11 protein-coding genes are annotated in these 12874 nt (G+C 69.2%); 1 reads left to right on the top strand and 10 read right to left on the bottom strand.

From position 1 onward, the window contains the following. Positions 1–99 precede the first annotated feature (99 nt). On the bottom strand, positions 100–1923 hold the full coding sequence (locus LCF40_RS13060; protein ID WP_224828769.1) for a carbamoyltransferase family protein: 1824 nt from the start codon (positions 1921–1923) through the stop codon (positions 100–102). Between the two features lie 73 nt (positions 1924–1996). Further along, positions 1997–2860 carry a TatD family hydrolase gene (locus LCF40_RS13055; protein ID WP_224828768.1) on the bottom strand — a complete coding sequence of 288 codons (864 nt, stop codon included), beginning with the start codon at positions 2858–2860 and terminating at the stop codon, positions 1997–1999. 159 nt (positions 2861–3019) lie between these two features. Between LCF40_RS13055 and LCF40_RS13050 the strand changes: the two genes are divergently transcribed. Beyond that, positions 3020–4615, top strand: coding sequence for a S8 family peptidase (locus tag LCF40_RS13050; protein ID WP_224828767.1), 1596 nt, complete (start codon positions 3020–3022; stop codon positions 4613–4615). Here the strand turns inward: LCF40_RS13050 and LCF40_RS13045 are convergent. From LCF40_RS13045 to LCF40_RS13010, 8 genes are all read right to left on the bottom strand, one after another. After that, entirely contained in the window at positions 4612–5058 is a 447-nt protein-coding gene (locus tag LCF40_RS13045; protein WP_224828766.1) for an NYN domain-containing protein, read from the bottom strand. The two genes, LCF40_RS13050 and LCF40_RS13045, sit on opposite strands and share 4 nt — an antisense overlap. Before the next feature lie 53 nt (positions 5059–5111). Continuing rightward, a complete protein-coding gene (gene cdd / locus LCF40_RS13040) occupies positions 5112–5507 on the bottom strand; it encodes a cytidine deaminase (RefSeq protein ID WP_224828765.1) in 396 nt (131 codons plus the stop codon). A 123-nt stretch (positions 5508–5630) separates the two neighbouring features. After that, entirely contained in the window at positions 5631–6698 is a 1068-nt protein-coding gene (locus LCF40_RS13035) for an ABC transporter permease (protein ID WP_224828764.1), read from the bottom strand. Next, entirely contained in the window at positions 6691–7914 is a 1224-nt protein-coding gene (locus LCF40_RS13030) for an ABC transporter permease (protein ID WP_224828763.1), read from the bottom strand. The genes LCF40_RS13035 and LCF40_RS13030 overlap by 8 nt, the downstream gene beginning before the upstream one ends. Continuing rightward, positions 7911–9533 (bottom strand): ABC transporter ATP-binding protein, encoded by a 1623-nt coding sequence (locus LCF40_RS13025; protein WP_224828762.1) that lies wholly within the window; start codon positions 9531–9533, stop codon positions 7911–7913. Before LCF40_RS13025 ends, LCF40_RS13030 begins: the two co-directional genes overlap by 4 nt. A 3-nt stretch (positions 9534–9536) precedes the next feature. Further along, positions 9537–10667: a BMP family lipoprotein gene (locus tag LCF40_RS13020; RefSeq protein WP_114577623.1), complete on the bottom strand. Its 1131-nt coding sequence runs from the start codon at positions 10665–10667 to the stop codon at positions 9537–9539. 68 nt (positions 10668–10735) lie between these two features. Beyond that, on the bottom strand, positions 10736–12082 hold the full coding sequence (locus tag LCF40_RS13015; RefSeq protein WP_224828761.1) for a phosphohexomutase domain-containing protein: 1347 nt from the start codon (positions 12080–12082) through the stop codon (positions 10736–10738). Positions 12083–12093: 11 nt separating this feature from the next. Next, on the bottom strand, positions 12094–12759 hold the full coding sequence (locus tag LCF40_RS13010; protein WP_114577621.1) for a MaoC family dehydratase: 666 nt from the start codon (positions 12757–12759) through the stop codon (positions 12094–12096). Between the last annotated feature and the right edge of the window lie 115 nt (positions 12760–12874).

The following is a 12874-nucleotide window of genomic DNA, read 5'->3' as shown; positions in this document are numbered from 1 at the left end:
CCCGTCGCCGGGGTGTGGCCGTCTCTCACTCCCGAACGGTTCGGGCGGTCTCCACAGCGCCATCGAACTGCGAGTTTCCCGGCGTCCGCTCCGGGGAGCTCAGGACCCCGAGATGACGGGGGATCGACCCTCCGAAGCCGACTGCGCGACGTCGGGCACGGTCGCGGAGTCGGCCAACTCCTCCATCGAGTCGAACCGGGCGGGGTCCTTCTCGAGGACGTAGTCGCCGAGGACGAGGGCGTCCAGGCCCATCCCGTAGAAGTCCTTGATCGCCTCGGTGGGCGTGTTGACGATCGGCTCGCCGTGGTCGTTGAACGAGGTGTTGAGCACGACCGGTACCCCGGTGATCTCCTCGAACGCGGAGAGCAGTCGGTAGTAGCGGGGATGCTGGTCCTCCCGGACGGTCTGGGGCCGGGTCGTGTCGTCGGCGGGGTGGACGACCGCGGCGAGGTCCTCTACTTTCTCCGGGCGGACGTCGAACGTGTCGATCATGAAAGGGGAGGGCGCACCATCGACGAGGTAGTCTGGGGCGGCCTCCTCTTTCATCGAGGGGGCGAACGGACGCCACTCCTCGCGGTGTTTGACGAACTCGTTGACCCGATCCCTGGACTCGATCGAACGGGGGTCGGCGAGGATGCTTCTGGCGCCCAGGGCCCGGGGACCCATCTCCATCCGGCCCTGGAACCAGCCAACCAGCGCGCCCTCGGCGAGCCGGGAGGCGACGTAGCCCTCTACGTCGTCGGGGGTGGCGTAGGGGATCTTGTTGGTCCGGAGGCGTCGTTCGATCTGGTCGTCGTCGTAGGCGGGACCGAGGTAGACCGTCGACTGGCGCTCGACCTCCGAGGGGTGTTGGTCGACCCAGCCGGCACCCAGCGCGAGGCCCGCGTCGTTGGCGACGGGCTGGACGAACGTCGACTCGACGGCGGGGGACTCCCGGATCCGCTTGTTGAGCTTGCAGTTCAGGGCGACCCCGCCCGAGAGCGCCACGTTCGAGGCACCCGTCTTCGAGACGGCGTCCTCGGCGATCTCGACGACCGTCTCCTCCAAGAGCTTCTGGGCGGTGTACGCGAGATCCTTCTCCCACTGGTCGAACTCGCCGGGGGTCTCGGTCCGCGACCGGTCGAAAATATCCTCCAGGACGTTGACGCCGTAGCCCGTCCCCCAGCGCCGGGTCAGCGGCGTCACGTCGTAATCGACCCCGAGGTCGACCAGCCCTCGGAGCGCGCGCTCGATCCCGGGGTTCTCCCGGCCGTAGGGGGCCAGTCCCATCACCTTCCCCTCGCCGTTGAACATCCGGTAGCCCAGGAACTCGGTGACGATCGCGAAGAACAGTCCGAGGCTGTTGGGGTGGTCGTACGTTCGCAGCCGTTTCAGGCCCCGATCGGAGCCGTGCCAGACGACCGTCGAGTCGTACTCGCCTTTCGCGTCGATCGTCAACACCGCGGCCTCCGAAAAGCCGGAGGGGTGAAAGGCACTTGCGGCGTGACAGAGGTGATGGGAGCGCGTTTCGACCTCGGGGACCGGGGTACCGATCTCTGCGAGTTTGGTCTCGATCTCCCGGGTCGGCAGGAAGTTCCCCCGGATCTCGGCGACCAGGGTCCGTTCCAGAGCGGAGATCTTCCGGGCGATCCCGGGCGCCCGGAGCGCGTCGCCGAGATAGTGCGAGCGGATGCGCGAACGGAGGCTCGGGTCGTAGGGAAGAAGGACGCGGTCGACCTCGGAGAGCTCGAGCGCGCGGTAGTCGAGGCAGGCCTCGATCGCCAGCCGGGGGAACGTCTCGACGGCGTGTTTCTGACGCGTCAGGCGCTCCTCCTCGATCCCGAAAACGGGGACCCCATCCTCGAAGAGGACGGAACTCGGGTCGTGTTGCCCGTAGAGGCCGATTGCGGGTTTGAAGGCGAGCGTGTACTGTGGGGGACTCATACGTGACGGAGAGTTGTTGGTCCGCAAGAGGGAAGGTGGCTATAAAAATACCCATGCAACCGATCGGGCCGGGTCATCCGTTCTCACCCCCCGGATCGAGGGTGGCCTCGGTGTCGACCCCGTACACCAGTCGAGGTGTCTCGACGTGGGCAGTCCGGATCGCCTCGGCGTGCCCCTCCGCCTCGAGCCAGTCGACCCGTCGAGGGACCGTTTTTGGCCCGAGCACCGCGCCGGGCCGGTCGGGGTCGTCGACGAAGTCGGTCTCCATCAGGAAGGGGTCGCCGCGCTCGGCGGCCTCCCGGAGCCAATCCTTTTCGGACATGACGCTCGGGGTCGGGCCCGCCAGACGGCCGCTGGCGTAGTGTTTGACGACGCGGTGGGCCGGAAGCCCCGCCTCTTCGGCCCAGCCCGCGACCACGGTGAGGTCCTCGCTTTCCTCAGTGTGGAGCTGGACGGCACAGTCGAGGTCAGCGCCGAGGGAGAACGCCCGGCGCATGACCCGGTTGGACGCCTCCCACACTGCCTCCGGAACGTCGTAGTGGGGTCGCCCGGACTTCAACCCGAGAGCCTCCCCCTCCGCGACGTAGTCGGCCGCGAGCTCGAGACCCTCGATCATGAGGTCGCCCGCGCGCTCGGGGGAGAGCCCCCGGTCGTCGACCAGCCGGGTCACGAGTCCGGGATGGACGCCCAGGACGGGCCACGCGGTTCCCGGGAGCCGGTCGGCGGCTTCCGCGACGACATCGAGGGTGCGATCGAAGACGGGCCGGAACTCCTCGCCTCCCTCGACGTCCTGGCCCAGATGCCAGGACGGTTTGTTCACCACGATCAGGTGGGTCCCGCCCAGCCGCCGAAAGTCGTCGACGGCGGCGAGCCCCCGCCCGTTGTCGGGGTTGAGGTGGAGGTGGTTGTCCAGAACGGGCGTATCGGGGTCGGTCATCGCCGGACGTTCGGATCGGAGCGATAGAAGTCCGGCGGTTCGTGCCGGACACGCAGACGGGCGACGGCACCGACAGTGGCACGCGACCTACCACCCCGTCGTACACTCTCCGAATACCGAAAGTAATTTCCGTTGGTAACTACTTCGGGACGGTACGTCATGCCAGACTATGACACTCCGGCAGTCGACAGGCGAACCGCGCTGAAACTCCTCGGCGCCGCCGGCGCTGGCGGGCTGTTCTCGGGGCTCACCGTCGCGAATCCCGGGCGGGGAGCGGGACCGAAGAAAGACGAGATCCTCGTCGGCGTCGCCAAGGGCGCGGTCTCGGACCTCGAGGGATCGGTCCGTCGTCACGTTCCCGGGAGAGCGAAGGTCGTCGGCTCGAACAACCGGATCGGCTACGTCGCTGTGAAGTTCCCGAGCCACACCCCCGACCGCGCACGCGAGAACTTCGTCGACACGATCACCCGGAAAGAGCACGTCCGGTACGCCGAACCGAACGTCACGTTCGAGGCGCTTTTCACCCCGAACGATCCCCGCTACGGCGACCAGTACGCCCCGGAGATGGTGGGCTGTGAGGGCGCCTGGGACGCCACCCTGGGCGATTCCGACGTGACGATATCGGTGGTCGACCAGGGGATCCAGTACGACCACGCCGACCTCGAGGGGAACGTGGACGGCAGCGTCTCGAACTACGGTCGGGACTTCGCGGACGACGACGCCGACCCCTATCCCGTCCAGCAAGACGAGAACCACGGCACCCACGTCGGCGGGATCGCCGCGGGCGGCACCGACAACGGGACCGGCCACGCCGGGATCAGCGATTGCTCGCTGCTCTCGGCGCGCGCGTTGGACGAGAGCGGCGGCGGCTCGCTGTCGGACATCGCCGACGCGATCACGTGGTCGGCCGACCAGGGTGCCGACGTCATCAACCTCTCGCTGGGTGGCGGCGGTTCGACGACCACCATGCAAAACGCCGTCTCCTACGCCCAGAACCAGGGCTCGCTCGTCGTCGCCGCCGCGGGCAACGACTACGGGGCGAGCGTCTCCTACCCCGCGGCCTACGACGAGTGTCTGGCCGTCTCGGCGCTCGACCCCGACGGCTCGCTCGCGGCCTACTCGAACGTCGGCGAGGAGATCGAACTCTGTGCGCCCGGCAGTAACGTGCTCTCGACGATACCCTGGGACGACTACGACCAGCTCTCGGGGACCTCGATGGCCTCGCCGGTCGTCGCCGGCGTCGCCGGACTCGCGATCTCGCAGTGGGGAACGGACACCGCCGACACCCGGATGCACCTGAAGAACACCGCCGAGGACGTCGGCCTCTCGGCCGACGAACAGGGTTCGGGTCGCGTCGACGCCGAGGCCGCGGTCGGCACCGAACCCGGCGACGGCGGTGGCGGCGGAGGCGGCGGGGGAGGGGGCACCTGTGGTGACGCCCGAACGACGACCGCCATCTCCGATCAGTCGCTCTCGAGTGGCGGCTCCGACTGCTGGTCCTACGAGTGGGAGCTCGCGGACACCTGCCAGGTCGTCGTCGACCTCCAGGGGCCCTCGGACGCGACCTTCGACCTCTACGCCAACGAGGGCGGGGGCTGTCCGACGACCGCGAGCTACGACCACCGGTCGTACAACTGGGGTAGCGACGAGGAGATCGTCGTCGACGACCCCAGCCAGGAACCGCTGTACGTGATGGTTGACGCCTGGTCGGGCAGCGGCACCTACGACTTAGAGATCACCGAGAAGGGGATCTAGTCCTCGAGGCTCATCGACTCGTCGGCGGCGTTCGGGAGCGCGTCCGACCCTCCATAGGTCCCGGGGGCGATCGCGACCGTCCGGAGCCCGTTCCGGCCGGCGTGCTCGACGACTGGTTTGAAGTCCGTATCCCGTGAGACGACCGCGAGGACGTCGATAGCGTCGGCGAGGGCGGTCGCGTCGACCGCGAGGCGGACGTCGACGTCGCCGCTGGTGACGACGACCTCGAACCCCCTGGCCTCGGCGGCCTGAATCAGTCCCGGAGTCGCGTGTTCGTTCAGATAGAGCCGGCAGACGCCGAGCCGTCCCAGCCCGCGTCCGGCCTCGCGGACGTCGTCGAGATCGACGTCGAACTCCTCGCGGAGGACGTTCGGCCCGTCGACGAAGAGGCCGACGACCGGCTCGCCGTTGCCGCGGACCCGCTTCCGGAGGCGCTCGAGCATGGCCCTCGTTTCGGGGAACGGGGGATAGGTGTGGCGGTCGCTCGCGGTCGTCGCTACTCCAAGGTCTCCTCGCTGATCGCCGCCGGGAGGAGCTCGCCGAGGGTGTACGCCTCGACCTCGCCGTCCGCGTCACAGAACACCGGAAACTCCTCGCCACAGAACTCCGCGAGCGTCTGGCGACACATCCCACAGGGGGTGACGCCGTCCCGGCGCGAGGAGCTGACGGCGATCCGGGAGAAGTCGCGATTTCCGTCGGCGATCGCCTTCCCGACGGCGACCTCCTCGGCGTGCAAGCTGTTGCTGTAGTTGGCGTTCTCGATGTTACAGCCCGTGTATACCTCGCCATCGGTCGTCTCTATGGCGGCGCCGACGCGGTACTCCGAGTAGGGGACGTGGGCTTCGGTCTGGATCTCGCGGGCGGCCTCGATCAGGTCCTGGCGATCGGTCATGGGCGGAGGTCGATCCCCAGGCCCATCGGTGCATCGGTTCGTCATACCGTCGGAGACGACGATTTACCGTTTGATCGCACACCGCATTGCGATCGACGGTGCACTGACTCGTCTCCGACCGTATCAGTCCTCGTCGGGATCGTAGGGCTCGCCGGCCGCCTCCGGGAGCCGCGTCTTCCCGAAGAGGACGAGGACGGCGATCACGGTAACGTAGGGGATCGTCCGGATGAGCTCGGTCGGGACGGCGTAGCCGTAGGTCTGCAGCCGGATCTGGACGGCATCCAGGCCCGCAAAGAGAAAGGAGCCGGCGAGCGCGCCGATGGGATGGTAGTTCGCAAAGAGGTAGGTCGCGATGGCGATAAAGCCCCGGCCCCCGATGTCGGTCTCGCCGCCGCCCGCAAAGGTGCCAAGCTGGCCGAGCGCGAAGCCGGCGCCGCCGAGGCCGGCGAAGATCCCCGAGAGCAAGACGGCGGCGTAGCGGACCTTCCGGACGTCGACGCCCGCCGTATCGAGGGCCTTCGGGTTCTCGCCGCTGGCCTCGACCCAGCGTCCGAAGCGGGTCCTGGCCAGCAGGTACCAGCCCGCGACCGCCGCGATGAGCATCACGTAGACGTCCGGGCCGGTGTCGAACAGCAGGTAGCCCAGGACGGGGACCTCCGAGAGCACGGGAACGGTGACGGCATCGAACGTGCCGACGTTGCCGGTGTTCGGGCTGTCGAAGACGATCCGGGAGGCAAACGGCGCGAGCCCGAGCGCGATCAGCCAGACCGCCAGCCCGGCGATGATCTGGTCGGCCTCGAACTCGATGCAGACGGCCGCAAAGAGCAGGGCGAACAGCGTGCTCACGATCACGCCGACCGCGAACCCCCACCAGTGGTTCGAGAGCAACGCGGTCGACTCGCCGGCACCCAGCCGGAAGGTGACGAGGATCGCCGAGAACGCGGAGACGATCAGCAGACCCTCGAGCCCGATGTTGATGACGCCGCTCTTCTCGGCGAAGATCCCTCCGATGGCCGCGAGCGCGATCGGGACGGCGAGCCGGAGCATCGCGGTGTGTGTGCCCGGGCTGGCCAGCACGGAGAGGACGGTCCCCACCCACGAGTCGGGAAAGACGAGCCCGGCCGCAATCGTGACCGCCGCGAGGACCGCGAGGGCGACGGCGGCGCTCCGACGCGAGAGGAGGTCACTCATCGGCCCCACCCCCGGTTCCGCGGCCGGGTTCCTCGTCGACGTCGAGGAACTGCCGACCGATCATCCGGAAGAACTCCGGCATCGCGACGAACAGGATGATCAGCCCCGAGACGACGCCGACCAGTTCGGGGGGAACGTCCGTCGCGGTGTTGATCGACCGGCCGCCGCTCGAGAGCACGCCGAAGAGGAAGGCGGCTGCGCCGACGCCCAGCGGATTGTTCCCCGCGAGGATCGAGACGGCGATCCCGTCGAACCCCAGCGAGGGGACGTTCTCGAGCCAGCGGCCGTGTTGCATCAGGACCCAGAACGCGCCGGCGATCCCCCCGAGGGCGCCCGAGAGGGTCATGCTCGCGACGGTCATGCGTTTCTCGGCGACGCCGCCGTAGCGGGCCGCCTCCGGCTGGACCCCGCTGACCCGGAGCTCGTAGCCGAAGGAGGTCCGGGCGAGCATCCAGGCGAGTCCGACCATCAACGCAACGGCGAACCCGAGGGCGAGAAGCGAGAAGTCCAGCCGGGGGCTGTAGCCGATCACGGGGATCGTGGGGATCTCGGCGTACTCGGGGACGGCGCGGGTCTGGGGGTTCGCGCTCTCGGGGTCCTGAAACCGCCAGGACAAAAGCGTCGAGGTGACTCCGACCGCAACGAAGTTGAGCATGATCGTCGTGATCACCTCGTTTGCGCCGCCGTAGGCCTTCAGTGCGCCGGGGATCGCGCCGTAGAACCCGCCGCCGACCGCGCCCGCCAGCACGCCGAGAGGGACGAGTACGAGGGTTCCGACGGCGCCGCCGGGGACGAACCGGGCGGCGAAGAGGACGGTCACCGCCGTCAGCAGGCCCCCGACGACGAGCTGTCCCTGGGTGCCGATGTTGAACAGCCCCGCTCGGAAGGCGACGGCGACAGAGAGCCCGGCGAAGGCGAGCAGCGTCGTCTCCCGGAGCGTCGTCGCGAGGCTGAAGTTGTGGACGTGCCAGCCGCCCTCGAGGGGATGGCCGAGCGCGCCGAGGAACAGCTCGTAGTAGACCTGCATCGGGTTGTAACAGAACGTCCAGCCCGCCAGGTCCAGCCCGCTCGCACACGAGGCAAAGCCCCCGGAGACGAAGACGAGGACGCCGCCGACGACAACCGCGGCGACCAGGGCGGCGGCGGCGATGGCGACCCGCTCGACGATCGACGCGCGGACGAGACGCCCGATCAGCCCCTCGATCCGATCCCTCATCGCTCGTCACCCCCCTCGCCCCCGACCGGGGGTTCGGTCTCTGACTCCGTCGTCCCCTCGGGGTGCTCGCCGGCCATCAGCAGGCCGAGTTCCTCCTCGGTGACGGCGTCGGGATCGACCACGTCGACGAACTCCCCCTCGTAGATCACCGCCAGCCGATCCGAGAGCGACCGGACCTCCTCCAAGTTCGAGGAGACCAGCAGGGTCGCAACCCCCTCGCGGCGAAGTTCGAGCAGCCGGTCGTGGACGAACTCCGTCGAGCCGACGTCGACCCCGCGAGTCGGGTGGGTCGCGACGAGGAGGTCGGGGTCGCGCTCGAGTTCCCGGCCGACGACGAACTTCTGTTGATTGCCCCCCGAGAGGTCGGCCGCCTCGGAGTCGGTCGTGGCGGGCCGGACGTCGTAGGTCCCGACCACGTCCTCGGCGTGATCGCGGACCGCCGCCCAGTCGATCCGACCGTCGCCCGCGAACGCCGGGCCCCGCTGGCTCCCGAGGACGGCGTTCTCGACGAGGTCGAAGGGCATGACGAGTCCGCGCTCCTGACGGTCCTCGGGGACGTAGGCCATCCCCGACTCGATGCGCTTCCGGCGCGACCAGTCGGTGACGTCGCGACCCGAAAAGCGAACCGTCCCCGCGTCGGGCGTGCGAAGGCCGGCGACCGCCTCGACCAGTTCGGCCTGGCCGTTGCCGTCGACGCCGGCGATCCCGACGACCTCGCCGGCCCGCACGTCGAGGTCGATCCCCGAGACGACGGGAACGTCGCGGTCGTCGATCACCGAGAGGTCCGCGACCGAGAGGACCGTCTCGCCGGTCTCGACGGGCTCCGTCTCGGCCTCCAGCAACACCTCCCGTCCGACCATGAGTTCGGCGAGTTCCGCCCGGCTCGTTCCCTCGGGGTCTACGGTTCCGACCGACTCGCCGTCCCGGAGGACGGTGATCGCGTCGGCCGCGTGAGTCGCCTCGCCCAGCTTGTGGGTGATGAAGATGATCGTCTTTCCCTGGGCGGTCAGCTCCGCCAAGACGTCGTAGAGGTCCTCGACCTCTTGGGGGGTGAGCACGGCCGTCGGCTCGTCCAGGATCAGCACGTCCGCGCCGCGATAGAGCGCCTTGATGATCTCGACGCGCTGGCGGACGCCGACGCTCACGTCCCCGATCCGCGCGTCTGGATCGACGGAAAAGCCGTACCGGTCACAGAGGTCGCGGATCTCGCGGTCGATGCGCGCGCGGTCGACCGCGAGCCCGAACCATTTGCGGGGCTCGTTGCCGAGCGCGACGTTCTCCGCGACGGTCATCGTGTCCACGAGCATGAAGTGCTGGTGAATCATCCCGATTCCGGCGTCGATGGCGTCGCGCGGCCGGTCGAACCCGCGTTCCCGGCCATCGACGACGACGCGGCCCTCGTCGGGCTCGTAGAGCCCGTAGAGGACGTTCATCAGCGTCGTCTTTCCGGCGCCGTTCTCGCCCAGCAGGGCGTGGACGGACCCCCGCTCGACGCGGAGATCGACGTCGTCGTTCGCGACCACGTCCGAGAACCGCTTGGTGATCCCGTCCAGATGGACCGCGAGGTCGCTCTCGCCTGCCGACCGTCCCGCTACCGTATCTCCCTCCGACTCGCTCATGCGCTACTCGAGCGTGTCGGGGACCTCGATCTCGCCGTCGATGATCGCCTGACGGGAGGAGTCGACGGCCTCGACGACCTCGTCGGGGATCTCGCCGCCGATCTCCTGGCCGTAGACCGCCTCGACGCCGTCCTGCTCGAGTCCCAGGACCTCGGTCTCGCCGCCCGCGAAGGCGTCGTCGACGACCGACTCGATCGCGGTGTACACCGCGCTGTCGACGCGTTTGACCATGCTCGCGAGGATGACGTCGGCGTAGTCCGACTCGGTGACCGACTGGTCGGCGTCGACCCCGATCGCGAACCGGCCCTGGTCCTGGGCGGCCTGGAAGACGCCGACGCCGGTCGCACCCGCGGCGTGGTAGACGATGTCGGCACCCTGGCCTTCGAACATCGAGCGGGCGGTCTCCTGGCCGCCGGCGGTGTCGTTGAACTCCCCGACGTAGCTCGAGACGACCTCGGCGCCGGTGTCGGCGTGGTCGACTCCCGCCTCGAAGCCGGCCTGGAACGACTCGATCAGCGGCGACTCGACGCCGCCGACGAAGCCGACGACCGACTCCTCGGGGTTCGTCGAGCCCGCCCCGGCCTCGAACTCCATGTCCGTGAGCAGCCCCGCGAGATGGCCCACCTGGAACGAGCCCTCGGGTTCGCCGAAGACGTAGCTCCGGACGTTGTCGGCGTCGACCTCGGCGTCGACGATCATGAAGTTCTGGTCCCCGTACTCGCTCGCGTTGCTCGTGAGGGCCTCCTCCTGTGCGAACCCGATACAGCTCACCAGGTCGTAGTCGCCCTCCGCGAAGTCCCGCTGGGCGCCCTCGAACTCGCCGTTGGACTCCGGTTCGGCCTCCGAGTAGGAGACGCCGAACTCCTCTTCGGCGTCGAGCAACCCCTGCTGGGCCATGTCGTTGAAGGAGTTGTCGCCGAGCCCGCCGGTGGCGTACACCATCCCGACGTTGGCGCTCCCGCCCCCGTCGCCGTTGTCGCTATCGTTCCCGCTCTCGTTTCCACTGCCGCCCTGGCTCTCGTTTCCACCGTCCTCTCCGTTCCCCTCCTCGCCGAACCCGCCGACGCATCCCGCGGTCGTCGCGATTCCGATCGTCCCGACGCCGGTCAAGAACGCGCGCCTGTCCGTTGCCATGATAGCCGACCATCTCGGGTCATCGGGTTAAAAGATCCGGTTTCCCCCCACCGTTTCAACACGTTCGGTCAACCGGCGTCCTCGACGACGCGCTCGACGACCTCGCGGGCGTCGGCCAGCAGTTCCTCGATCGATTCGCTCTCGGCGTACAGCCGGACGACGGGCTCCGTGCCGCTCGTCCTGACCAGAAGCCAGGCGTTGTCGGGAAACTCCAGACGGATGCCGTACCCCGTCTCGACGGTGGCCCCCGGGAACGCGTCGGGGAGGTCCTCGGCGAGACGCGCCATGACCGGTCCCTTCGCGGGATCGGGACAGCGGACGCTCTCCTTGCGGATCGGGCGCTCTGTGACCGGTGCACGAAGCGCGTCGACCCCGCCGGCGTCGGCGGCGAGGGCGCTCACGACGCCCGCTCCGACGACCGCGTCGATCCAGCCGCCGAAGGGGAGGTGGACGTGTTTCCAGGGCTCGCCCGCGAACACCGGGGTGGCCTCGCTCTCTGCGATCCCCTCGTGGAGCGCGCCCAGCCGGACCCGCTCGACCCGACCTCCCGCCTCCGCGACGCGCTCGTCGATCCGTTTCGAGGTGTTCGGCGTCGTGACGACGACCGGGTCGGCGGCGGCCGATCTCCGGACGTAGTGATGGGCCAGGACCGCGAGGACGGTGTCCTCGGCGACGACCTCCCCGTCCGGATCGCAGACGACCAGCCGGTCGGCGTCGCCGTCGTGGGCGAGCCCGAGGTCGCGGTCGCCGTCGGCGAGGAACCCTCGAAAGTCCGACAGGGCCTCCCTGGTCGGTTTGCTGTCCCTGGCGGGAAAGCTCCCGTCGACGGTCGCGTTGAGCGCGGTCACCTCCGCGCCCAGCCGGTCGAGCACCTGCGGGGTCGCGAGCGCGCCGACGCCGTTGCCACAGTCGACGGCGATCGACAGCCCCTCGAGGGGATCCTCGCCGAACCGGTCGTGGACGTAGTCGGCGACGCCCCGGCGATAGTCCGGAAGGATCTCGACTCGCTCCCCGCGACCCCACTCGTCCCAGGTCGCGGTCCCGGGGCCAGATTCCAGGCGCGACTCGATCCGCTCTTCGGCCGCGCGGTCGTACTCGGCGCCGTCCTCGAACAGTTTGATCCCGTTGTCGGCGGGCGGGTTGTGGCTCGCGGTGAGCATCACGCCCCGCCGTCCCCGCGAAGCGAACGCGAGCGCGGGCGTCGGCAGGGTGCCGAGCCGTCGGACGTCACTGCCCGCGCTCTCGAGGCCGGCCTCCATCGCCGCGGCCAGCGCGGGACCGGTCTCCCGGCCGTCTCGCCCCAGGACGACCGTCTCGCCGGGTGCGCCGGCGGCCTGCCCGACGGCGAGGGCGAGTTCGGGCGTCACCGTCTCCTCGGCGGGGCCGCGGATGCCCGCGGTTCCGAAGCGCGTCATGGTGGTCGGGGTCAGTCGCCGGCCCCGGGGAGGTCGTCGATCAGGACGACGGCCTCGCCCGCCACCGCCGTCTCGCCCGCGCTCTCGTCTTCGACCGTCGTCTCGAGGCGGAACTTCCCGTCGCCCAACTCCTCGACGACCTCGACGCGGGCCGACACCCGGTCGCCGACCCCGACGGGCCCCCGGAACTCAAGGTCTTGAGAGAGGTAGATCGTCAACCCGGGGAGGCGTGCGAGGGCGGCGCTGATGAGCCCCGAGGCGAGGGTGCCGTGGACGATCCGGCCGCCGAAACGGGTGGTCCGGGCGAACTCGTCGTCGAGATGGAGGCGGTTCGTGTCGCCGCTGGCGCGCGCGAACGCGCGGACGTCCTCGTCGACGAGGCTCTTCTCGAAGGTGACGCTGTCGCCGACCCCCAGGTCAGCGGGGTCGTCGGCGGTGCGCTCGAACGTCCAGTCGAGGCGCTCGTACGAGAGGGAGTCGACCGAGGGGGCGACCGTGTCGTCGCCATTCGTGCCTACGAGCCCGGACTCTCCGTCCCCGTTTGCCCCCGGAGGAAACATCGCGGAGGCCGCCGCCCGGTTCGCGGCGGTCGCGCCCTGGAAGAAGCTACTCGCCATCGTCGTCCACGCCTCGGTCATCGCCGCGAACGCGTTCTCGCCGGCCTCGTTTCCGCTCATACCTCCGGAATATGGACGAGACGGTTATGACTCCTTTGATGGGGGCGATCAGCCGGATTCGATCGGGTGTAGTCCCCAATCGAACCCCCAGACGCCCCGATCGGGGGTTGAAACC

Source organism: Saliphagus infecundisoli (assembly GCF_020177375.1).
Lineage (GTDB): Archaea > Halobacteriota > Halobacteria > Halobacteriales > Natrialbaceae > Saliphagus > Saliphagus infecundisoli.
The sequence above is the reverse complement of the archived record's forward strand: the minus strand, read 5'-3'. Positions and strand labels throughout refer to the sequence as shown.

Bases quoted from the DNA above. Each gene is read 5' to 3' on its own strand.
- LCF40_RS13060 (WP_224828769.1), bottom strand. From the start codon at position 1,923: ATGAGTCCCCCACAGTACACGCTCGCCTTCAAACCCGCAATCGGCCTC.
- LCF40_RS13035 (WP_224828764.1), bottom strand. From the start codon at position 6,698: ATGAGTGACCTCCTCTCGCGTCGGAGCGCCGCCGTCGCCCTCGCGGTC.
- LCF40_RS13055 (WP_224828768.1), bottom strand. From the start codon at position 2,860: ATGACCGACCCCGATACGCCCGTTCTGGACAACCACCTCCACCTCAAC.
- LCF40_RS13030 (WP_224828763.1), bottom strand. From the start codon at position 7,914: ATGAGGGATCGGATCGAGGGGCTGATCGGGCGTCTCGTCCGCGCGTCG.
- LCF40_RS13045 (WP_224828766.1), bottom strand. From the start codon at position 5,058: ATGCTCGAGCGCCTCCGGAAGCGGGTCCGCGGCAACGGCGAGCCGGTC.
- LCF40_RS13010 (WP_114577621.1), bottom strand. From the start codon at position 12,759: ATGAGCGGAAACGAGGCCGGCGAGAACGCGTTCGCGGCGATGACCGAG.
- LCF40_RS13025 (WP_224828762.1), bottom strand. From the start codon at position 9,533: ATGAGCGAGTCGGAGGGAGATACGGTAGCGGGACGGTCGGCAGGCGAG.
- cdd (WP_224828765.1), bottom strand. From the start codon at position 5,507: ATGACCGATCGCCAGGACCTGATCGAGGCCGCCCGCGAGATCCAGACC.
- LCF40_RS13015 (WP_224828761.1), bottom strand. From the start codon at position 12,082: ATGACGCGCTTCGGAACCGCGGGCATCCGCGGCCCCGCCGAGGAGACG.
- LCF40_RS13020 (WP_114577623.1), bottom strand. From the start codon at position 10,667: ATGGCAACGGACAGGCGCGCGTTCTTGACCGGCGTCGGGACGATCGGA.
- LCF40_RS13050 (WP_224828767.1), top strand. From the start codon at position 3,020: ATGCCAGACTATGACACTCCGGCAGTCGACAGGCGAACCGCGCTGAAA.